We start from the raw sequence: 19,218 nt of genomic DNA, 5'->3' as shown, positions 1-19,218 counted from the left end.
GGCTCCTTGTGAGGGGACACGTGCTCCCGCTATTTCACACGAAAGACCTCGTGGCAACCGAGGCACGAATTGGTCATGTCGGAAAGCGCGACGAAGAGCTTCCTGTAGTTCTCCGCGCTCGGATCGGCGTCTGCCGCCCGCGCCGCATCGGCCAGCGGATAGGCGGTCTTGTGGAACAACTGGCCGATGGCTACCAGCTCCTGCGGCATGAAGCGGCCGACGCCGCGGCCTCCCTCCATGCCGCGCCGGGCCATTTCCTTCGGCATGTCCGTGCCGAGCTCCTCGGCCATCTGCCGCATGTCCTTAATGGCGGCGGCGATCTTTTCGTCCGGGGCGCCCATCTCCTCCATGCGCATGATGCGCATATGGCCAAGGCCGATCCGGCGCTCCGCGATCCGTGCTGCCAGCTCCAGGTCGTCCTCCGCGATCGCGGTGATCACCGCGTCGAGATTGACCAGGTCCTGGCGCATCTCCTCCAGGAACCGGTCGCGGATGTCCGGTGCCACCTCGACCAGTTCGCGGGTGTCCTCGGCAAGCACCGGCCGGGCACCGGGCAGGGACGCCGCCAGCACGCCGACGACAAGGGCGGCAAAGACAGCGGAATGCGGTTTCATATGATGGGTCCTCCCCTCGCTGCGGCGGGCCGTCGGCCCGCCTGTCATCGCCGGGACATATGCAAGGACGAGAACGTCACGGATTGCATTGAAGTCCTTCAAGGAAAGCGCGATTGCCATGTGCAAGGCCCGGCTTTTCGCAGATGTCCGCCGGCCGGAAAGACGCGGGTTCGCGCGCCCCGGCACCCGCGGCGCTTGAACGGGTGCCACGGTCTCACCATATTGGCGTCGACGGCGCAGATGCCGCACCGGATGCCAGCAAAGGGTCCGGACACTCAAGGTCGCTTCGCGAGAGGACTTTGACATGACACGAATGTCGGCGTTTTCCAGCCCCTATCTGTTGGGGTTCGACGATATCGAGCGCGTGCTCGACCGCGTTTCCAAAGCCACCAATGACGGCTACCCGCCCTACAATATCGAGCGGATCGGCTCGTCCGGCGGCTATGGCGAGACGCTTCGCATCACCCTTGCGGTGGCGGGCTTCACGCGCGAGCAGCTCGACGTGGCAGTGGAAGAAAACCAGTTGGTGATCCGCGGCCTTCAGACCGACGACAAGGAGCGGGACTTCCTCCACCGGGGCATCGCCTCGCGGCAGTTCCAGCGCACCTTCGTCCTTGCCGAGGGCATCGAAATCCTCGGCGCCGACCTGAAGGACGGCCTCCTCTCGATCGATCTTGCGCGTCCCGAGCCGGAACGCATCGTCCGCAAGATCGAGATCACGGCCCACGATTGACGGCAGCAGTCTTCTGCCGGAGCGGATGGCGGCAACGGCGGGCAAAGCCTTGCCGAAGCGTACCTCGCGCCACATGTGAGTATGAGGAGGCGTAAGCCATGAACGACACCAAGAACCACGATGCCCAGAAACACCCCCTGATGCCGCCCCACGTGTTCGCCAAGCTCGGCGGCGACCAGCTCGCCTATGTGCGCCCGGTCGCCTCGGAAGACCTGGCGACGATGTTCCCGGACGCGCCGGAAGTCGCTCCGGGCCTGAAGCTGTGGGCTCTGCTTGCCGCCGACGGCAGCCCGATCCTGATCGCCGACACCCGCGATGCGGCCGTTGCCAACGCCATCAGCAACGACATCCACGCGGTCAGCGTCCACTGATCCCGCCGAAAATTACGCGGTGAAATGACAAACGGCTCCGCCGGTCCCTGGGAACAGGGCTTGCGGGGCCGTTCGTCGTTCTGAGGGGGATCGCGCGGCTGCGTCAGGCCGCGTTGGAGGCGAGCGGTTGCGTCAGCAGCGCATAGAGCGCCGCCGGATCGGAGGTCGCCCGCAATTTGGCGATGATCGTCGGGTCGCGCAGTTGCCGGGCGATCCGTGCCAAGGCCTTCAGGTGGTCGGCGCCCGCACCTTCCGGCGCCAGCAGCAGGAAGATGATGTCGACGGGTTCGTCGTCGAGGGCGTCGAAGTCGACCGGCCGCTGCAGGCGCGCGAAGATGCCGACGAGCCGGTCGAGGGCGACCAGCTTGCCGTGCGGAATGGCGACGCCATGACCGACGCCGGTCGAGCCGAGCCGTTCACGCTGCAGGAGCGTGTCGAAGATATCGCGTTCCGGCAGGTGCACCCGGGACGCCGCCCGGCCCGCCAGTTCCTGGATCACCTGCTTCTTCGAATTCGCTTTCAGCGCCGGAACGATGGAGTCCGGGCTGAGAAGATCGCTCAGATCCATGACGAAGAGTCCTTTGACTGACATCCGACCTATTCCCGCGGCCGGAAGGCCGCTCCGCGGGAGGCGTTTCAGGATGAAACGACGATCCGAAAAGACACCGGACCGTCAGTCTGCCGCGCCGTTGCCGGCGAGAGACGGGTCGACCCAGCCGATATGGCCGTCGGCCCTGCGGTAGACCACGTTGATGCCGCCATTGCCCGCATTGCGGAAAACGACGACGGGCGACTCGATGAGATCGAGCTGCATGACCGCCATGCCGACCGTCATGGTCCTCATGTTGGTCGACGTTTCGGCGATGATGACGGGATTGAAATCTTCCGGGACTTCCTCCTCGTCCTCGCTCGCGGCGAAGACGACGTAGGAGGCTTCCCCCTTGGTGTCGGCCCGGTGGTCCTTGAGCTTGCGCTTGTAGCGCCGGAGCCGCTTCTCGATGCGCTCGGCGGCCTGGTCGAAGGACGATTGCGGTTCCTGGGCCTGGGCGGACGCCTGCAGGACGATGCCGGTATCGAGGTGGATGCTGCAGTCGGCGCGGCAGCCGGAGCCTTCGCGTTCGAACACCAGATTCCCGGAATAATTTCCGTCGAAATACTTGTCGACGGCATCGTCGATGCGGGCTTCCACATGGGTACGCAAAGATTCGCCGATATCGACGTTCTTACTGGAGATTCGCAGTGTCATAAGGTCCTCTGGGATCGTATCCGCCGGCGGCTCGCTGGTCGCTTGGGTCCGCGCGCCGCTGTTATATGCGCCGACGTCGAGCAAATGCGCTGCTCACAATGCGATGTCATATCGCCTCGTCCTGTCGCGCGCGGACTTCTACGGCCCTGCCGCGCCGAAGTCAATGACCGGTTTTCCCGTTCCGCGTTTAACCATGAGACCATCACCCCACAGGGTCCGGCCGGCTCTGTCCCGCCCACTTTGCGGCCGCGGCGACGGTCGCAACACTGTCACGAACGGATCATGCGCCCGTTGAGGGCCGCCGTCAAAGCCGAAAAACAACCGGCGGTTAAGCCGCTGGCATTGCGGGGGAAACGGGTCCTGCGTCAGGCGGCGCCATGCTGCAGGGCGCGCTTTTCGCGGCGCCGCTGGACCGAGGAGGGAATGCGCATGGACTCCCGGTATTTGGCGACCGTGCGCCGTGCGATATCGACGCCGGAATCCCTGAGCATCTTAACGATCGTATCGTCGGAAAGGATCGCTTCGGGGTTTTCCGCATCGATCAGGCGGCGGATCTGGTGGCGCACCGCCTCGGCGGAATGGGCCTCGCCGCCCTCGGCCGAGGCGATTGCCGAGGTGAAGAAGTATTTCAATTCGAAGATGCCGCGCGGCGTCGCCATGTACTTGTTCGACGTCACCCGGCTGACCGTCGACTCGTGCATGTTGATGGCTTCGGCGACGGTCCTGAGGTTGAGCGGCTTCAGATAGGCGACGCCGTTGGCCAGGAACCCGTCCTGCTGGCGCACGATCTCGGTGGAGACCTTGAGGATGGTGCGGGCCCGCTGGTCGAGGCTCTTGACCAGCCAGTTCGCCGTCTGCAGGCAGTCGGAGAGGTAGGTCTTGGCCTTGTCGTCGACGGCGGCCCTGGAGACGGTGGTGTAATAGGTCTGGTCGACCAGCACCTTGGGCAGCGTCTCGGTATTCAGCTCGATGGCCCAGCCGCCGCTGCTGGACGGGCGCACGATGACGTCGGGCACGACGGTCTGCACGACGGCGGCGCCGAAGGCGTTGCCGGGCTTGGGATTGAGCGCGCGGATCTCGCCGATCATGTCAACGAGGTCCTCCTCGTCGACGCCGCAGATCCGCCGCAGCGCCGAAAAATCGCGCCGGGCGAGGATTTCCAGATTGTCGACGAGCGCCTTCATCGCCGGATCGAGCCGGTCGCGCTCCTTCAGTTGCAGGGCGAGGCATTCGGCAAGGCTGCGCGCGCCGATCCCGCTCGGATCGAAGCTCTGGACGACGGCGAGGACCCGTTCGACGGTCTCGGGGTCGGTGCCGAGCTGTTCGGCCATGGTCTCGACGTCGCCGGTCAGGTAGCCGGCCTCGTCGATCATGTCGATGAGATACTGGCCGATCATCCGCTCCGCCGGATCGCTCACCGCAAGGACGAGCTGGTCGGCGAGGTGGTCCTGCATCGACTTTTCCGCGCCGAGCACGGCATCGAGGTCGAAGTCGTCGGCTGAGCCGCCGCGGCCGGAAACCTGCGACCACGAGCTGCCGGCAAGGGCGCCGGGATCGCTGACCGGCGCCGGGCTGTCGCTCGGCCCGTCCTCCGCATAGACGGAGCCGAAATCGGCATCGAGGTCGGAGACGTTGGCATCGGCGCCGGAGGTCAGCGCATCGGCAAGCGGCGCCGTATCGAGGTCCGGCCCATCGCTGTCTGAGCCACTGTCGGGGCCGCCGTCAGAGCTGGTGTCGGAACTGGCGGCGTCGGACGACGCATCGCCGCGGTCGGCCGCCTCATTGCCTTCGCCGGGGCCGCGCTCGTCGCTTTCGTCGCGCACCAGCAGCGGGTTGCGTTCCAGCTCGGTTTCCACATGGGCGACGAGATCGACATTGGACAGTTGCAGGAGCTTGATCGCCTGCATGAGCTGCGGCGTCATGACGAGCGCCTGGCTCGTCCGCATTTCGAGTTTCGGCGTCATTGCCATGCTCGAGAGCTGCCCCTGTCCCTGTCCGGCCGGTTGGTCCGTTTCTTGCCTTGCCCCTTTCTAATAGGATGTTCCGACTAAAGCGTAAACCGCTCGCCGAGGTAAAGGCGGCGCACGTCGGGGTCGGCGACGATCTCGTCGGGGCGACCCTCGGTAAGCACGGCGCCGGCCGCGATGATGTAGGCGCGGTCGATGAGGCCGAGGGTTTCGCGCACGTTGTGGTCGGTAATGAGGACGCCGATGCCGCGCTGGGTGAGGTGCCGGACGAGGGCCTGGATGTCGCCGACGGCGATCGGATCGATGCCCGCGAACGGCTCGTCAAGCAGCATGAAGGCCGGCCGGCTGGCCAGCGCCCGGGCGATCTCCACCCGCCGCCGCTCGCCGCCGGACAGCGCGATTGCCGGCGAGTCGGCGAGATGGGAGATGCCGAACTCGTCGAGCAGTTCCTCAAGCTCGGCCGTCCGCTTCCTGCGGTTCGGCTCGGTCACTTCCAGCACCGCAAGGATGTTGTCGCGCACGGTGAGGCCGCGAAAGATCGAGGCTTCCTGCGGCAGGTAGCCGATGCCGAGCCGGGCGCGGCGATACATCGGCAGGCCGGTGATGTCGAAGCCGCCGAGTTCGATGGCGCCGTGGTCGGGCCGGATGAGGCCGGTGATCATATAGAAGACGGTGGTCTTGCCGGCGCCGTTCGGGCCGAGAAGGCCGACCGCCTCGCCGCGGCCGACCGCGAGCGTCACGTCGCTCACCACCTGGCGCTGGCGATAGCTCTTGGCAAGGCTGCGCACGGCGAGCACATCGTCGCCGGATGCCGCCGCCTCGGCGGAAACGATCTGCGGCTCGGCGGGCTCGATGTCTTCGGTCCCGGCGCGGCGCGCGCGCCGTCGCCCTGCCGCTGCGCCGCGGCCCGTCAATCGGCTGAAGAGCCCGCGCACCGTCAAGCGCCCGTCCTCCCGCCGCGCAAAGCCGGCGTCCTCCGCCAAAAAGACAGATGTCCGATTGTCCGAACTATGTATCGTGAATCGTTCATGCGGGCGTCATATCCGTCTCGCCGGCATCTGTCGAGCGGACCTTCCGGTGCGCCGCGTCAATTCCCGGGCGGGGTTTTTTCTTTGCCAAGGCTCTTGGGCTGGATCAGCATGCGGATGCGCGACGGTGAGCGGAATTTCGCCTGGCCCGTCTTCATGTCGATTTCCAGGATCTCGCCCTGGATCACGTTCGGTCCCTTGGACAGGACCACATTGCCGGTGACGGTAAGCTGTTCCGCCTTCAAATCGAAGACGGCCTTGTCGCCGGTCGCCACCTGGTCGCCGGAGGAGACGTAGACCTTGCCGCCGGCCTCCAGCTTGGAGATGTCCTGGGCGCCGCCCTTGGCGCCCGCCCCGCCGGTGTAGAAGACCTTCAGGTTCTGCGCCTTCAGGACGGCATTCTGCTGGCGCACATTGACGTCGCCGCGGAAGATCGCGACCCGCTCCTTGTCGCGCACTTCCAGTTCGCGGGCCTCGATCTGGATCGGGTCGTTGGAATTGACGCCGAGGCCGGTGAAGGATTCGGTGAACGTCTGGGCCCGGGCGGCGGGCGCGGCAAGCACCGCGCCGGCGAACAGCGCGACGACAGCGAGGCGCGCGGCGGTCCCAAAGGTGGAAAAAAAGCGGGTCATTGGCCGGTTCCCTGTTCGCCGCCGGAGGCGGCGGGGGCCGCGGCGCCGTCCGCGCGCGGCCGTTTCGTCTTGGCGGCTTCCTTCAGTTCGGAGGAGACCGCCTTCGGCAGCTTTTCCCCGGCTGCCGGATTGAGCGTCATCTTGATGCCGTCGCCGAAGAGGATGGTCTGGCCGTCGTCCTTGACCTCCAGCCGCCCGGCCTCGATCGTTCCCTTTTCCGAGGTCAGGCTGAACGGATCGGCGCTGGTGACGACGCCGTCCTTGAAGTTGACCTCCGCACCGTCGAGCGTCGCCTGGTAGCCGAGGCTGGAATCGATGGTGATCCGGTCGGTCAGCGACAGCGTTTCCTTGGTGCCGTCGAAGACGCCTTCGACCGCCCTGAAGGTTGCCCAGGAGCCGTCGCCGAGCTCGACCCGGGCGCCGATCTTCTCCATCGTGATGATCTTCGGATTGGCAAGGCTCTGCACGGCGCGGTCGGCGGTGACCTCATAGGACCGGTTCTGCTTGTCGTGGCCGGAGAGCCGCGGATTGGCCATGACGATGCCGTCGCCGCCGAAGCTGAGGGCGGAAAGGTCGATGCCCGGCGCGAAGGACGAGATCACCACCATGCCGGCAATCACCGCAACGATGACCGCGGCGACGCTCGGCAGCACGATCTTCAGCCGCCGCACCCGCCGGCTGTGGCGCACAGCGTCAACGCGCGCCCGCTCGCGCTGGCGCGTGGCAAGCGGCGCGGGGCTGTCGGCAGTGGTCGGGTGCGCGGTCACTGGTCCTCGGCGGTCCTGACGCCATGATTAGGGAAAAAAGATGCGTATGCGGACGCCCTGTGCCGTCCGCGCCGCATCCGGTTCCCACAACAATATGATGGATTTCGGGCGGATCGCCAGTCAGCGGGCCGGGCGCCGTGTGTCGCGGCATCAGGAATGGGCGAAAATATCCTGTTCCGGCCAGCCTTCAAGGTCGAGCCGTGCCCGCGTCGGCAGGAAGCGGAAACAGGCCTCAGCCATCTCCGTGCGCTCCTCGCGGGCGAGCATCATCTGCAGCCGGTCGCGGAGCTGGTGCAGGTGGAGGACGTCCGAGGCCGCATAGGAGAGCTGGGCGTCGCTGAGGTCCTCGGCCGCCCAGTCGGAGCTCTGCTGCTGCTTGGAAAGGTCGATGTTCAGCAATTCGCGGCAGATGTCCTTCAGCCCGTGCCGGTCGGTATAGGTGCGCACCAGCCGCGAGGCGATCTTGGTGCACCAGACCGGCTCCGGCATGACGCCGAAGGCGTGATAGAGCACGGCGACGTCGAAGCGGGCGAAATGGAAGATCTTGACGACGTCCGGATCGGCAAGGAGCCGCGTCAGATTCGGCGCCTCGCTCTGGCCGCGGGCGATCTGCACCACGTCGGCGGTGCCGTCGCCGGGCGAGAGCTGCACCACGCACAGCCGGTCGCGATGGGGATTGAGGCCGAGGGTCTCGGTGTCGATGGCGACCGAGCCCTTGTAGCGGGAAAGATCGGGGAGGTCGCCTTTGTGGAGCCGGATGGTCATCGGTGTTTCCGTGGGTCTTGCCGGGCGGGCCGCAAGGCCGTTCGGGCCCGTCAACGAAAACACCGGCCGGTCCGGCACCCCGGGGTCGGCACGAACGGATCGCGCCTGCCGGGAAATCTGCCGGATGGTGCCCAGGAGAGGACTCGAACCTCCACGCCCTTTCGAGCACTAGCACCTGAAGCTAGCGCGTCTACCAATTCCGCCACCTGGGCCAACGGCGAAGGAGCTTTAAGGATCGCTTGCCGGCTTGTCAATCGGTGTCTGCGGCGGCCGCGTGGCCGATCTGCGCTTCGTCTCGCCGACAACGCAAACGCCGGCCGTTTCGCCGGCCCCGACACCGCCCCTGTACAGGCTTCCGGCGAGCGGGTAAGAGGAATGCGAAACTTTGCATTCGGCTTCGAACGGCGGTGGATTCCAATGGCAGTCTCGCAGAACTCCAAACTGGTGACGGTTTTCGGCGGATCGGGTTTCGTCGGCCGACATGTGGTGAGGGCCCTTGTTGCCCGCGGCTGGCGCGTGCGCGTCGCGGTGCGCCGGCCGGACCTTGCCTTCTTCCTGCAGCCGATCGGCGCGGTCGGCCAGATCCACGCGGTCCAGGCCAATCTGCGCTATCCCGAATCGATCGAGCGGGCGCTCGCCGGCGCCGACGCCGTCGTCAATTCCGTCGGCATCCTGGTGCCGAGCGGTAAGCAGACCTTCGAGGCGCTCGTTGCCGAGGGCGCGAAGAGAATCGCCGAGGCCGCGGCCAGGGCCGGCATCACCAATGTCGCGCACATCTCCGCCATCGGCGCGGACCCCGAATCGCCCGCGGCCTATGCCCGCGCCAAGGCGGCCGGCGAGGCCGGCGTCCTTGCCGCCGTGCCCGGCGCGGCGATCCTGAGGCCCTCCATCGTCTTCGGGCCGGAGGACGACTTCTTCAACCGCTTCGCATCGATGGCCGCGATGTCGCCCGTCGTCCCGCTGATCGGCGGCAGCACGAAGTTCCAGCCGGTCTTCGTCGGCGACGTCGCCGAGGCCGTCGCCATGGCCCTTGAGGGCAAGACCGAGCCGGGCGGCGTCTACGAGCTCGGCGGCCCGGAGGTGAAGACGTTCCGGGAATGCATCGAGGTGATGCTGGAGGTCATCGACCGCAAGCGCGCCATCGTCTCCCTGCCGCTGAAGATCGCCAGCATGCAGGCCTGGCTGCTGGAGAAGCTGCCGAAGCCGATGCTGACCCGCGACCAGGTCAAGATGCTTGCCCGCGACAACGTCGTCTCGGCGGAGGCCAAGGCGGCCGGCCGCACCCTGGAAGGCCTCGGCATCGAGGGCCGCACCCTTGAGGCGATCCTGCCGACCTATCTGACCCGGTTCCGGCCGCGCGGCCAGTTCGACCGCCCGCGCACGGCCTGACGCCCCTTCAATCGATGGCCGAGCGCGGCGCTTGCCCGCATCGCCCGCCAGGATGCCGCTTTCATGTCCATTGAACAGATCGTCGTCCTGGCCATCGTCCAGGGCATCACCGAGTTCCTGCCGATCTCCTCGTCGGGCCACCTGATCCTGATCCCGGCGCTGACGGGCTGGCCGGACCAGGGGCTGATCACCGACGTCATGGTCCATGTCGGCTCCCTGTTCGCCATCCTCGCCTATTTCTGGCGCGACGTGCTGACGATCCTCAAGGGCTGCATCGACCTTGCCCGCCTGCGCTGGACATGGGCGGCGCGGCTCGCCGCCTACATCATCGTCGGCACCATCCCCGCGGTCATCGTCGGCCTGATCTTCAAGCTCACCGGCTTCCTCGACTACATCCGCGGCGTCGAGATCGTCGCCTGGAACGCCATCATCTTCGGCATCCTGCTCTATGTCGCCGACGCCTTCGGCCCGCGCCTCAAGTCGATGGCGGAAATGCGCTTCGGCCCGGCGATCATCATCGGCATCGCCCAGTCGCTGGCGCTGGTGCCCGGCACCAGCCGTTCCGGCATCACCATGACGGCGGCCCGCGCCATGGGCTTCAAGCGCGACGAGTCGGCCCGGTTCTCCTTCCTCCTCGGCGTGCCGGCGATCACCGCCGCCGGCCTCCTGACGTTCCTGGAAGCCTACGAGACCGGCGAGCCGATCCCGGCCGATGCGCTCTATGCCGCCGGGCTCACCTTCTTTTCCGCGCTCGCCGCGATCGCCTTCCTGATGGCCATCGTCAAGCGGATGAGTTTCCTGCCCTTCGTGATCTACAGGCTTGCCCTCGCATTGGCGCTTTTCGCCCTTATCTACGGCTGGATCCCCGGGGTGGCACCGCCCGCCTGAGCGAATCCGTGCACGTCTGGCGCGAGTGTTCCGGTTGAGTGGAACCGATTTGCCCCCTATAGACGTTTCCCCGGTTCACGATACCCGGCGCATGTGGCGCCGGGCTTTGAACGAAATGCCATGCTGACCCTTTACCACCAGCCCTTTTCGCCCGCCTGCCGCTTCGTCCGCCTTGCGATTGCCGAGCACAACGCCGAGAGCGATCTCATCGTCGAGCCGTTCTGGGAGCGCCGGCCGGAGTTCCTGAAGCTCAACCCCGCCGGCGAGCTGCCGGTGCTGGTGGAAAACGACGGTCCGGCCATCGTCGGCGCCCGGGCGATCATGGAATATCTCGACGAGACCCGCGGCTACATGCAGGAAAGCCGCCGCCTGATGCCCGACCATCCGGAAAAGCGCGCCGAGATGCGCCGCCTCGTCGACTGGTTCCTCGACAAGTTCGACCGCGAGGTCGGCGGCATCTTCGTCCACGAGAAGGTGTTCAAGCAGGACATGCCGCAACGCTGCGGCGGCGGCGCCCCGGATTCGGCCATGCTGCGCGCGGCGCGCGCCAACATCCGCCCGCATCTGCGCTATATTGGCTATCTCGCATCGATCCGGAACTGGCTGGCCGGCGACCGCTTCTCCTACGCGGACCTGGCCGCCGCGGCCGGGATTTCCTGCGTCGACTACCTTGGCGAGGTGCCATGGGAAGAGGACGACACCGCAAAGACCTGGTACGCGCGGGTGAAGTCGCGGCCGATCTTCCGCCCACTGCTCACCGAAAAGGTGCGCGGCATGCCGCCGTCGCGGACCTACGCCGACCTGGACTTTTGAAACCCAACTGGGACCTCAAAACCGCGCTTGAGACGCGAGCCAAAGAACTCGGCTTCGATGCCGTGCGCATCGCTTCTGCCGATATCGGCGAGACGCCGGGCGAACACCTCGCCGAGTTCGTCGCGACCGGCCACCACGGCACCATGGACTGGATGGCAACGACGCTGGAGCGGCGCAGGAGCCCGCGGGCGCTGTGGCCGGAAGCGCGCTCGGTCATTGTCCTCGGCCTCAACTACGGACCGGAGCGCGATCCGCGCGATGTCCTAGATAAACCCGACCGCGGCGCCATCGCCGCCTATGCCGGCAACCGCGACTACCACGACATCGTCAAGGGCCGCCTGAAGCAGCTTGCGGGCTGGCTTGCCTCCCGCGCCGACTGCGACGTCAAGGTCTTCGTCGACACCGCCCCGGTGATGGAAAAGCCGATCGCGGCCCATGCCGGCCTCGGCTGGCAGGGCAAGCACACCAACCTCGTCTCGCGTGACTACGGCTCCTGGTTGTTCCTCGGCGAGATCTATACGACGCTGGACCTTGCCCCCGATCCGCCGCTCGCCGACCATTGCGGCTCGTGCCGGGCCTGCCTCGATGCCTGCCCGACCGGGGCGCTGCCGGCGCCCTACCGGATCGATGCGCGCCGCTGCATTTCCTATCTCACCATCGAACTGAAGGGCCCGATCCCGCGGCACCTGCGCCCGGCGATCGGCAACCGCATCTATGGCTGCGACGACTGCCTCGCCGTCTGCCCCTGGAACAAATATGCCAGCGCCACCAGGGAGATGAAGCTTTCCGTCCGCGACGACCTTGCGGCCCCGCCGCTCGCCGAACTGGCCGCGCTCGACGATGCGGCCTTCCGAGCCTTTTTTTCCGGCTCGCCCGTAAAACGCATCGGCCGCGGCCGCTTCGTGCGCAACGTCCTCATTGCCATCGGCAATTCCGGCGACCCCGCATTGCTGGACGCCGTTCGCCCGCTCATGGCGGACGAATCGCCCCTGGTGCGCGGCGCCGCCGCCTGGGCCTACCAGCGCCTTGCCGCGTCGTCCGAGGTCGAAACGACACGGGCTGAGAGACGGACGCTTGAGACCGACGCCGATGTGCGCGCAGAATGGGCGCCAGAAAAAGAACGTGAGCGTAAGGAGGAAACGGGGCAATGAGCGGTGCAGGGGAGCGGTTGTTCGTGTTCGGGTTCGGCAATTCGGCAAAGGCGCTCAATCGCCTTTTCGCCGACCGCTTCGCCTCCATTGCCGGCACGACCCGTAGCCGGGAGCGCGCCGACGCGCTGGAAGAGCTCGGCATCGACGCCTTCGTCTTCGACGGCACCAGGCCGGGAAGGAGCGTCGCCGACGCCCTCAAATCGGCGACCTACGTGCTCTCCTCCGTGCCGCCGGGAGAGGATGGCGATCCGGTGCTCGCCCACCACGCGGCCGATATCGCCGCCGCCCCCGGTCTGCGCTGGGTCGGCTATCTCTCCACCATCGGCGTCTATGGCGACCACCGCGGCGCCGTCATCGACGAGGAGACGCCGTGCCGTCCGGCGAGCCCGCGCTCGCGCCGCCGGCTGGAGGCAGAGGCCGCCTGGACCGACCTGGCCGAGGAGATCGGCGTGCCGGCGGCCATCTTCCGCCTTGCCGGCATCTACGGCCCCGGCCACAACGTCATGGTCCGGCTGATGAAGGGAACGGCGCGGCGGCTGGTCAAGCCCGGCCAGGTCTTCAACCGCATCCATGTCGACGACATCGCCTCGATCGTCGCCGCAGCGATTGCCGAGGATTGCGGTGGCATCTTCAACGTCACCGACGACGAGGCCGCCCCGCCCCAGGACGTCGTCACTTTCGGGGCCGAGCTGATGGGCGTGGAGCCGCCGCCGGAGGAGGACTTCGCCACCGCCGAGCTGTCGCCCATGGCGCGCTCCTTCTACGGCGAATCGAAGATCGTCTCGAACGACAGGGCCAAGTCCGTGCTCGGCTGGAAGCCGCGCTATCCGGACTATCGCAGCGGCCTGAAGCGGCTCTGGACGACCGGCGACTGGGACGCGGAAACGACCTCCGAGCGCAAGCGCTGAGCCGCCTCAGCCGTCGTCCTCCGCCTCCACCGGGGCCGTCAGCGCCCGCACGCCGGCGATCGCCGCATCGGCAAGCTGCGAGACTGCGATCTCGAATGTCCCGTCGCCGGACGACTGCAGCTCCGTCAGCCAATCGGCAATCGGCGGCGGCGGCAGGATCGCCGTCATGAACCAGCGCGCGGCAAACGACTTCTGTCCGGCGGTCGCGCCCGGCGTGATGGCGGGCGACAGCAGCAGGACGATCTGTGCCTCGGTCTCGGCCATCTTGCCGTTCATCAGCGCCGGCACGTCGATCTTCGGCGAGATGATTTCCCAGCCGATCACCCGCGGCGGCTCGAAGCGCTTGGAGGAAATTCCCGTCAGGATGTGCCGTATGGCGAAGTCGTGCACGTGATCGACCGTCAGGCCGTCGAGGTCGAGGGCGTCGACGGCCGTGCCGAGATCATCGGTGAGATCGGAGATCGCGGCCGCCAGGACTTCCCGGTAGAGCGCGTCCTTGCTGCCGAAATGGTAGTTCACCGAGGCGATGTTGGTGCCCGCCCGGGCGACGATCTGGCGGATGCTGGTGCGGTCGTAGCCATATTCGGCGAAGGTCTTCTGCGCCGCTTCCAGGATCTGCTGGCGTGTGTCCTTGGTATAGGGGCTGCGCGGCATCTCTGACTTTTCCCGAACGGTTATGCGTCACTGATCGCCTCTCGCAAGAACCGTGTCCGCGTTGTTTCAAACGATTGTTTGAAACAACGCTGGCTCGCCCGTTGCTGCCCGTTACCCGCCATCGGATCAACCGATGGTCATTCCAGGATCGGAATGACTGACATTGGATGAGAGGAGTAACATCAATGTCAATCGGTGCAGTTTCGGGAAGTATGCCCGATTTTTCCGCCATGAAAGCCATGATGGAAGACGCCCGAGCCGAACGCTTCGCCAAAGACGATGCCGACGGCAGCGGTGGGTTGTCGCTGGAAGAATTCTCCGACGCCCACGAAAACCGTCCCCAGGGACCGGCAGAAGTTGCCGGCGGCCCGTCGGTCGAGGAAATGTTTGCCCAGCTCGACACCGACGGCGACGGCGAGGTGACCGAAGCCGAGCTTGAGGAAGGTGCCCCCAAAGGTCCGCCTCCTGGACCTCCCCCGGGCGAGTTCTCGTCCGAAACGTTCTCCAGCCTGCTGTCGGTGCAGGAAGAGTCCTCGTCCGGTTCGATAACCGATCTGCTGTCTTCCGGTAACGAAGCCAGCAGCGAGGCGACGGAAGAGGACCTGCTTTCCGAACTGATGGAAAGCCTCATCGGCACGGAGGAAACCGCCTAGATCGACAAGGGCGGAACCTCATGCAGGGAGACGTCGCGGCCGTCCGGTCCCCGCGGGGACCGGACGGCCTTTTCGTCTTCCGGCCGGCGCACCGAAGGAGAGAGGGGACGGTTCACCGCAAGCGCCCGGCATGCTTCGGCCCGCCGTTGCGTCGCGACGTCTTGTCCAAAAAGTCTGTCACCTTTTCCCGAAAGCGCTCTAGACTGCCGCGGCGGGATATCAACGAGAAAACAGGGGAAGGAACCACATGCCGTTGAAGAAGCTGGCCGACGACGCCGTTGCGCGGATCGAGAAGGCGGTGTCCACCCCGCTCAGCGAGGAGCAGCGCGCCGCCGTCTCGCGCATCGTCGAACAGGCGATGATCGACGCGGTTTCCGAAACCACCCAGCACTACACGGACGCCGCAAGGCTGCATGTCGGCGCCGACGAGGACAAGGCGCACAAATTCGCCGAAAAGGTGCGAAGGGCCGAGGCGGCGCTGGTCTCCAACCTCACCGGATTGCGCTGACCTCAAAAAGAGGTAAGGGGCCCCTCAGGCGATCTCCGAGACCGCCGCGATCAGCCGCGCGATATCCTCGTCACGCGACAGGCGGTGGTCGCCGTCCTTGATCAGCGTCAGCACGACGTCGTCCTCGGCGAGCCGCGCCATCAGCTCCACGGCATGGTTCCAGGGCACGGAGGTGTCTTCCACCCCTTGCAGGATATGCACCGGGCAGCCGGTCTCGATGGTGCCGCCGAGGAGGAGATGGTTGCGGCCGTCGTCGATCAGCACCTTGTTGAACCGGTAGGGCTCTTCCGAATAGTCCGAGGGCTCCAGGTGGAATCCCTTCTCGACGAGTTGCTGCTGGGCCTCCTTGGAAAGCGTCTTCCACATCAGCTCCTCGGTGAAGTCGACCGCCGGCGCGATGAGGACGAGGCCGGCGACCTTGTCGCCCTCGCCGGCCATCCGTAAGAGCCGGTTGAGGAGGAGCGCGATCCAGCCGCCCATGGACGAGCCGACGAGCACGGTCGGCCGCTTGCAGCAGGCATCGAAGACGGCCTTTGCCTCTTCCAGCCAGCGCGAGATCGTGCCGTCGTCGAAGTCGCCGCCGGAGACGCCGTGGCCGGAATAGTCGAAACGGGTGACGGCGCGGCCCTTTTCCCGCGACCAGTCGTCGAGGGCGAGCGCCTTGGAGCCGGCCATGTCGGAGCGGAACCCGCCGAGCCAGAGGACGCCGGGCCCCTCACCGGGCGTATCGATCACCGCGATCTCGCGGGCGGCATCGCCTGTTCCAACGGTAAGCATTTGCGGTTTGGCGTCGTCCATTCTAAGCCTCCGAAGATCGGATCGGGATTGACCGGAACCTGTCATGGAAAGCCGCGAAAGGAAAGCGCACCGCACGGTGCTGCAGATCGTGCCGGAGCTGGAGACCGGCGGCGCCGAGCGCACGGCCGTCGACGTCGCAGCGGAACTGGTGCGGCAGGGCTGGCGCGCGATCGTCGTCAGTGCCGGCGGCCGGCTGGTGCCGGAGCTGGAGGCGGCCGGCGCGGAACACATCACCTTTCCCGCCGCCACCAAGAACCCGGCCCTGATGCTCGTCAACGCCTTTCGCCTCGCCGGCATCGTCCGTCGGGAAAAGGTCGATATCCTGCACGCCCGCTCAAGGGCGCCCGCCTGGTCGGCGCTCCTTGCGGCGCGGCTGACCGGAACGCCGTTCGTCACCACCTATCACGGCGCCTATAACCAGAAGAGCGCCCTCAAAGGCTTCTACAATTCGGTGATGGCCCGCGGCGACGTGGTGATCGCCAATTCCGGCTACACGGCCAGGCTGATCGCGGCGCGCCACATGGTCGCGGACAACGGGGTCGCGGCAGATGGCAGCCGGGTTGTCGTCATCCACCGCGGTACCGACCTCGCGGACTATGCCGAAGGCGCCATGACGCCGGGCCGGCTTGCGGACCTCCGCACCGCCTGGGGTCTTGAGGGCGACGCGCCGGTGATCCTGCACCTGGCGCGCCTCACCGCCTGGAAGGGCCAGACCGTGCTGATCGATGCGCTGGCAAGGCTCGCCGCCGAGGGGCGCGACGTCGTCGGCATCCTTGCCGGCGATGCGCAAGGGCGCACCGACTATGTTGCCGACCTCACGCGCCGCATCGCCGCACATGGCCTGGAAGGTCGCATCCGCCTTGTCGGCCATTGCGCCGATCCGGCGGCGGCCATGCATCTTGCGACTGTCGTCGCCGTTCCCTCGACGGAGCCGGAGGCCTTCGGCCGCGCCGCCGTGGAGGCCCAGGCTGCGGGGCGTCCCGTCGTCGTCTCGGACCTCGGCGCCGTGCCGGAGACGGTGCTTGCACCGCCGGAGGTTGCGGCCGGTGCACGCACCGGCTGGCGCGTTCCGGCCTGCGATGCGGCGGCCCTTGCCGAGGGGCTGCGGGAGGCCCTCGACCTGACGCCCGAGGCCCGTGCCGCGCTCGCCGCCCGCGCCGCCGCCCATGTCCAGACGCACTTTTCGCTCGGCGCCATGACAGGAGCGACCCTTCGCCAATATGAGCGGCTTCTCGGCGCCTGACCCGGAGCACGCACCGGTACTTTCCCGCATTTCGGTTGACTTCGACGCGAAATCGGCGGATTCTCACACCCGGCGAGCCTGATCCGATGGATCACCCGGCTCGGGGCCTCGACGTTTCACGGCGTGCGAGGCCGTTTCCGTTGGGACGGTTGCTCGCCAGAGAGATCAACAATATCGGGAGACTACGACCATTCGCCGTCCACATCGAGCGCAACCGCCCCAGAAAGAGGGCCCGCGCGTCAATGACGAAATCCGCAATCCGAACGTCCAGCTCATCGATGCCGAGGGGACCAACCACGGCACCGTGCCGACAGATGAAGCCCGCGCCCGCGCCGAGGAACTCGGCCTCGATCTCGTCGAGATCGTGCCCAATGCGGAGCCGCCCGTCTGCAAGATCCTCGATTTCGGCAAATACAAATACCAGGCGCAGAAGCGCGCCGCCGAGGCCCGCAAGAAGCAGAAGACCGTCGAGGTCAAGGAAATCAAGATGCGGCCGAACATCGACACGCACGACTACGACGTGAAGATGCGCGCCATGCGCCGGTTCTTCGAGGAAGGCGACAAGGTCAAGGTGACGTTGCGCTTCCGCGGCCGCGAGATGGCGCACCAGGACCTCGGCATGGACCTTCTGAGGAAGGTCAAGGACGAGACGTCGGGATACACCAAGGTCGAGCTGGAGCCGAAGATGGAAGGCCGGCAGATGATCATGGTGCTGGCGCCGCTCGGCCCGCGCTAAAAGCGTCGGCCCGCGCTGACACCAGCGGCATCGCGCCTGAGGCATATCCGCTACGGAGACGGAACATGGTCGACCGGATCATCCGCTGGCGCGCGCTGCATGCGCCGGGCATGGAACATCTCCACATCTGGCAGGATTCCGAGACCGTCCATTGCGAGAGCGTCGTCATCGGCGAGCGCGACGGCACCCGCTTCGGCTTTGCCTACCGGCTGGTGATGGACGGCGCCTGGCGCCCGCGGCTGGCGGAGGTCCACCGCACCGGCCCGACGCCGACCCTGGTCCTGCAGTCCGACGCCAACGGCCGCTGGAACGACGGCCAGGGCCTGCCGGTCGACGGCATCGACGGCTGCCTCGACGTCGACATTGCCGCCACCCCCTTCACCAACGGGCTGGTGATCCGCCGGCTCGGCCTCGCCGAGGGCGAGAGCGCCGACGTCTCGGTCGCCTATCTGCGCGCCGACGACTTCGACGTGGTGCCCGTCGCCCAGCGCTACACCTGCTTGGAGCCCGGCCGCCGCTACCGCTACGAGGGCGGCATCAGGAATATCGACACGGTGCTGGAACTCGACGCCGACGGCCTCGTCGCGCTCTATCCGGACCGCTTCGAGCAGATCTGACGTTCGGGATCTGACGTTCGGGCGTCTCCGGCGGACCGGCGTCGCCGGCCCGCCTTCTGCGTGAGCTTTCTTTCGATCGACGGCCGCCCTATTGGGCATCCTCATTGCCCGATTGGCGCTCGCATTCGGCCAGCGCCACGCCGGCCAGGGACGCGTTGATCGCCGCCTGGGTCGAGGCGGAGCGCGCCGCCTGACATTCCGGCGTCCTGTGCACGTCGCGGCAGGTGCCCCGGCATTCCCGGATCGCCCGCCGGCAGCCGGCCTTGGCGATCCGCTTGTCGGCCCGGCACTCGCGCTTGCACTGGCGCTTGTCGCGGCCGCTGAGCGCGTTGCATTCCTCGATGCACAGGAACTTGTCGGACCGCGCGGTCTTCTTGCATTCCTTCTTCAGGATGCGGCAGTCGGCCTTGCAAAGGCGCAGGTCGCCGCAGGCCTGGCGCTGGTCCGCGGCCGCCTCGGCCTGGGCCGCGGCGGCCTCCGCAAAGGCGCGTCGCTGGGCGTCGCAGTCGGCCCGTGCCGTGCCGGCAAAGGACAACGCAAGGGTGGCGGCGATCAGCGCAAGCATCGCCAGCGACTGGAAAAAGGACAGCGTCCGGGATCTGGTGGATAGCATGGTCTTCCCTCCCAAAAATATTTGTTTTTCTTTTCGGATACGGGCTTTCAATCAAAACCGCATGGCTGGAAATTGCTCTTGTGACCCGAAAACAATCAATAATTACAATAATGATTTATTGGAA

General features: G+C 66.6%; 23 protein-coding genes and 1 tRNA gene. 12 read left to right on the top strand and 12 right to left on the bottom strand.

Going from position 1 to position 19,218, the window contains the following annotated elements; genetic code table 11:
• Nucleotides 1-29: 29 nt before the first annotated feature.
• Entirely contained in the window at nucleotides 30-614 is a 585-nt protein-coding gene (locus M2319_RS20005; protein ID WP_264603226.1) for a hypothetical protein, read from the bottom strand.
• Nucleotides 615-918: 304 nt separating this feature from the next.
• Here M2319_RS20005 and M2319_RS20000 point away from each other — a divergent pair, with 304 nt between their 5' ends.
• Entirely contained in the window at nucleotides 919-1,347 is a 429-nt protein-coding gene (locus M2319_RS20000) for an Hsp20 family protein (RefSeq protein ID WP_264603225.1), read from the top strand.
• Between the two features lie 98 nt (nucleotides 1,348-1,445).
• A complete protein-coding gene (locus M2319_RS19995; protein ID WP_406682236.1) occupies nucleotides 1,446-1,718 on the top strand; it encodes a BQ00720 family protein in 273 nt (90 codons plus the stop codon).
• A gap of 103 nt (nucleotides 1,719-1,821) precedes the next feature.
• Here M2319_RS19995 and ptsN read toward each other — a convergent pair whose 3' ends face one another.
• The 8 genes from ptsN to M2319_RS19955 all read right to left on the bottom strand — a co-directional run bounded on the left by ptsN (nucleotide 1,822) and on the right by M2319_RS19955 (nucleotide 8,335).
• Nucleotides 1,822-2,286 (bottom strand): PTS IIA-like nitrogen regulatory protein PtsN, encoded by a 465-nt coding sequence (ptsN, locus tag M2319_RS19990; protein WP_111433631.1) that lies wholly within the window; start codon nucleotides 2,284-2,286, stop codon nucleotides 1,822-1,824.
• Between the two features lie 105 nt (nucleotides 2,287-2,391).
• Complete coding sequence (gene hpf, locus M2319_RS19985; protein WP_264603224.1) at nucleotides 2,392-2,964, bottom strand: ribosome hibernation-promoting factor, HPF/YfiA family; 573 nt, start codon at nucleotides 2,962-2,964, stop codon at nucleotides 2,392-2,394.
• A 365-nt stretch (nucleotides 2,965-3,329) separates the two neighbouring features.
• Entirely contained in the window at nucleotides 3,330-4,934 is a 1,605-nt protein-coding gene (gene rpoN / locus M2319_RS19980; RefSeq protein ID WP_264603223.1) for an RNA polymerase factor sigma-54, read from the bottom strand.
• A gap of 77 nt (nucleotides 4,935-5,011) precedes the next feature.
• A complete protein-coding gene (gene lptB / locus M2319_RS19975) occupies nucleotides 5,012-5,872 on the bottom strand; it encodes an LPS export ABC transporter ATP-binding protein (protein ID WP_406682239.1) in 861 nt (286 codons plus the stop codon).
• 146 nt (nucleotides 5,873-6,018) lie between these two features.
• Complete coding sequence (locus tag M2319_RS19970; RefSeq protein ID WP_264603222.1) at nucleotides 6,019-6,591, bottom strand: LptA/OstA family protein; 573 nt, start codon at nucleotides 6,589-6,591, stop codon at nucleotides 6,019-6,021.
• Nucleotides 6,588-7,358, bottom strand: a complete 771-nt coding sequence (lptC, locus tag M2319_RS19965; protein ID WP_264603221.1) for an LPS export ABC transporter periplasmic protein LptC — start codon at nucleotides 7,356-7,358, stop codon at nucleotides 6,588-6,590. Before lptC ends, M2319_RS19970 begins: the two co-directional genes overlap by 4 nt.
• A 150-nt stretch (nucleotides 7,359-7,508) precedes the next feature.
• A complete protein-coding gene (locus M2319_RS19960; RefSeq protein WP_264603220.1) occupies nucleotides 7,509-8,123 on the bottom strand; it encodes a ribonuclease D in 615 nt (204 codons plus the stop codon).
• 125 nt (nucleotides 8,124-8,248) lie between these two features.
• A tRNA-Leu gene (locus M2319_RS19955) sits at nucleotides 8,249-8,335 on the bottom strand.
• Between the two features lie 205 nt (nucleotides 8,336-8,540).
• On the opposite strand from M2319_RS19955, the gene M2319_RS19950 reads away from it, so the two are divergent.
• From M2319_RS19950 to M2319_RS19930, 5 genes are all read left to right on the top strand, one after another.
• A complete protein-coding gene (locus tag M2319_RS19950; RefSeq protein ID WP_264603219.1) occupies nucleotides 8,541-9,512 on the top strand; it encodes a complex I NDUFA9 subunit family protein in 972 nt (323 codons plus the stop codon).
• Between the two features lie 63 nt (nucleotides 9,513-9,575).
• A complete protein-coding gene (locus M2319_RS19945) occupies nucleotides 9,576-10,400 on the top strand; it encodes an undecaprenyl-diphosphate phosphatase (RefSeq protein WP_264603218.1) in 825 nt (274 codons plus the stop codon).
• A gap of 120 nt (nucleotides 10,401-10,520) precedes the next feature.
• Nucleotides 10,521-11,213: a glutathione S-transferase family protein gene (locus M2319_RS19940; RefSeq protein WP_264603217.1), complete on the top strand. Its 693-nt coding sequence runs from the start codon at nucleotides 10,521-10,523 to the stop codon at nucleotides 11,211-11,213.
• Nucleotides 11,210-12,364 (top strand): tRNA epoxyqueuosine(34) reductase QueG, encoded by a 1,155-nt coding sequence (gene queG, locus M2319_RS19935; protein ID WP_264603216.1) that lies wholly within the window; start codon nucleotides 11,210-11,212, stop codon nucleotides 12,362-12,364. Before M2319_RS19940 ends, queG begins: the two co-directional genes overlap by 4 nt.
• Entirely contained in the window at nucleotides 12,361-13,272 is a 912-nt protein-coding gene (locus M2319_RS19930) for an NAD-dependent epimerase/dehydratase family protein (protein WP_264603215.1), read from the top strand. The genes queG and M2319_RS19930 overlap by 4 nt, the downstream gene beginning before the upstream one ends.
• Before the next feature lie 6 nt (nucleotides 13,273-13,278).
• On the opposite strand, the gene M2319_RS19925 is transcribed toward M2319_RS19930, so the two are convergent.
• Nucleotides 13,279-13,926 carry a TetR/AcrR family transcriptional regulator gene (locus tag M2319_RS19925; protein ID WP_264603214.1) on the bottom strand — a complete coding sequence of 216 codons (648 nt, stop codon included), beginning with the start codon at nucleotides 13,924-13,926 and terminating at the stop codon, nucleotides 13,279-13,281.
• A gap of 185 nt (nucleotides 13,927-14,111) precedes the next feature.
• Here M2319_RS19925 and M2319_RS19920 point away from each other — a divergent pair, with 185 nt between their 5' ends.
• The gene (locus M2319_RS19920; protein ID WP_264603213.1) at nucleotides 14,112-14,579 is read left to right on the top strand and encodes an EF-hand domain-containing protein; all 468 of its coding nucleotides are present in this window, start codon (nucleotides 14,112-14,114) and stop codon (nucleotides 14,577-14,579) included.
• A gap of 247 nt (nucleotides 14,580-14,826) precedes the next feature.
• Nucleotides 14,827-15,087 (top strand): hypothetical protein, encoded by a 261-nt coding sequence (locus M2319_RS19915; protein ID WP_264603212.1) that lies wholly within the window; start codon nucleotides 14,827-14,829, stop codon nucleotides 15,085-15,087.
• A gap of 24 nt (nucleotides 15,088-15,111) precedes the next feature.
• Here the strand turns inward: M2319_RS19915 and M2319_RS19910 are convergent, their stop codons facing one another.
• Nucleotides 15,112-15,885 carry an alpha/beta hydrolase gene (locus M2319_RS19910; RefSeq protein ID WP_264603211.1) on the bottom strand — a complete coding sequence of 258 codons (774 nt, stop codon included), beginning with the start codon at nucleotides 15,883-15,885 and terminating at the stop codon, nucleotides 15,112-15,114.
• Between the two features lie 43 nt (nucleotides 15,886-15,928).
• Between M2319_RS19910 and M2319_RS19905 the strand changes: the two genes are divergently transcribed.
• The 3 genes from M2319_RS19905 (at nucleotide 15,929) to M2319_RS19895 (ending at nucleotide 18,481) form a co-directional block, all read left to right on the top strand.
• Nucleotides 15,929-17,128 carry a glycosyltransferase family 4 protein gene (locus M2319_RS19905; RefSeq protein WP_264603210.1) on the top strand — a complete coding sequence of 400 codons (1,200 nt, stop codon included), beginning with the start codon at nucleotides 15,929-15,931 and terminating at the stop codon, nucleotides 17,126-17,128.
• Nucleotides 17,129-17,318: 190 nt separating this feature from the next.
• Entirely contained in the window at nucleotides 17,319-17,864 is a 546-nt protein-coding gene (gene infC, locus M2319_RS19900; protein ID WP_264603255.1) for a translation initiation factor IF-3, read from the top strand.
• A gap of 65 nt (nucleotides 17,865-17,929) precedes the next feature.
• The gene (locus M2319_RS19895; RefSeq protein ID WP_264603209.1) at nucleotides 17,930-18,481 is read left to right on the top strand and encodes a putative glycolipid-binding domain-containing protein; all 552 of its coding nucleotides are present in this window, start codon (nucleotides 17,930-17,932) and stop codon (nucleotides 18,479-18,481) included.
• Between the two features lie 88 nt (nucleotides 18,482-18,569).
• On the opposite strand, the gene M2319_RS19890 is transcribed toward M2319_RS19895, so the two are convergent.
• Entirely contained in the window at nucleotides 18,570-19,094 is a 525-nt protein-coding gene (locus M2319_RS19890) for a hypothetical protein (RefSeq protein WP_264603208.1), read from the bottom strand.
• Between the last annotated feature and the right edge of the window lie 124 nt (nucleotides 19,095-19,218).

This window comes from Rhodobium gokarnense (assembly GCF_025961475.1).
Lineage (GTDB): Bacteria > Pseudomonadota > Alphaproteobacteria > Rhizobiales > Rhodobiaceae > Rhodobium > Rhodobium gokarnense.
The sequence above is the reverse complement of the archived record's forward strand: the minus strand, read 5'-3'. Positions and strand labels throughout refer to the sequence as shown.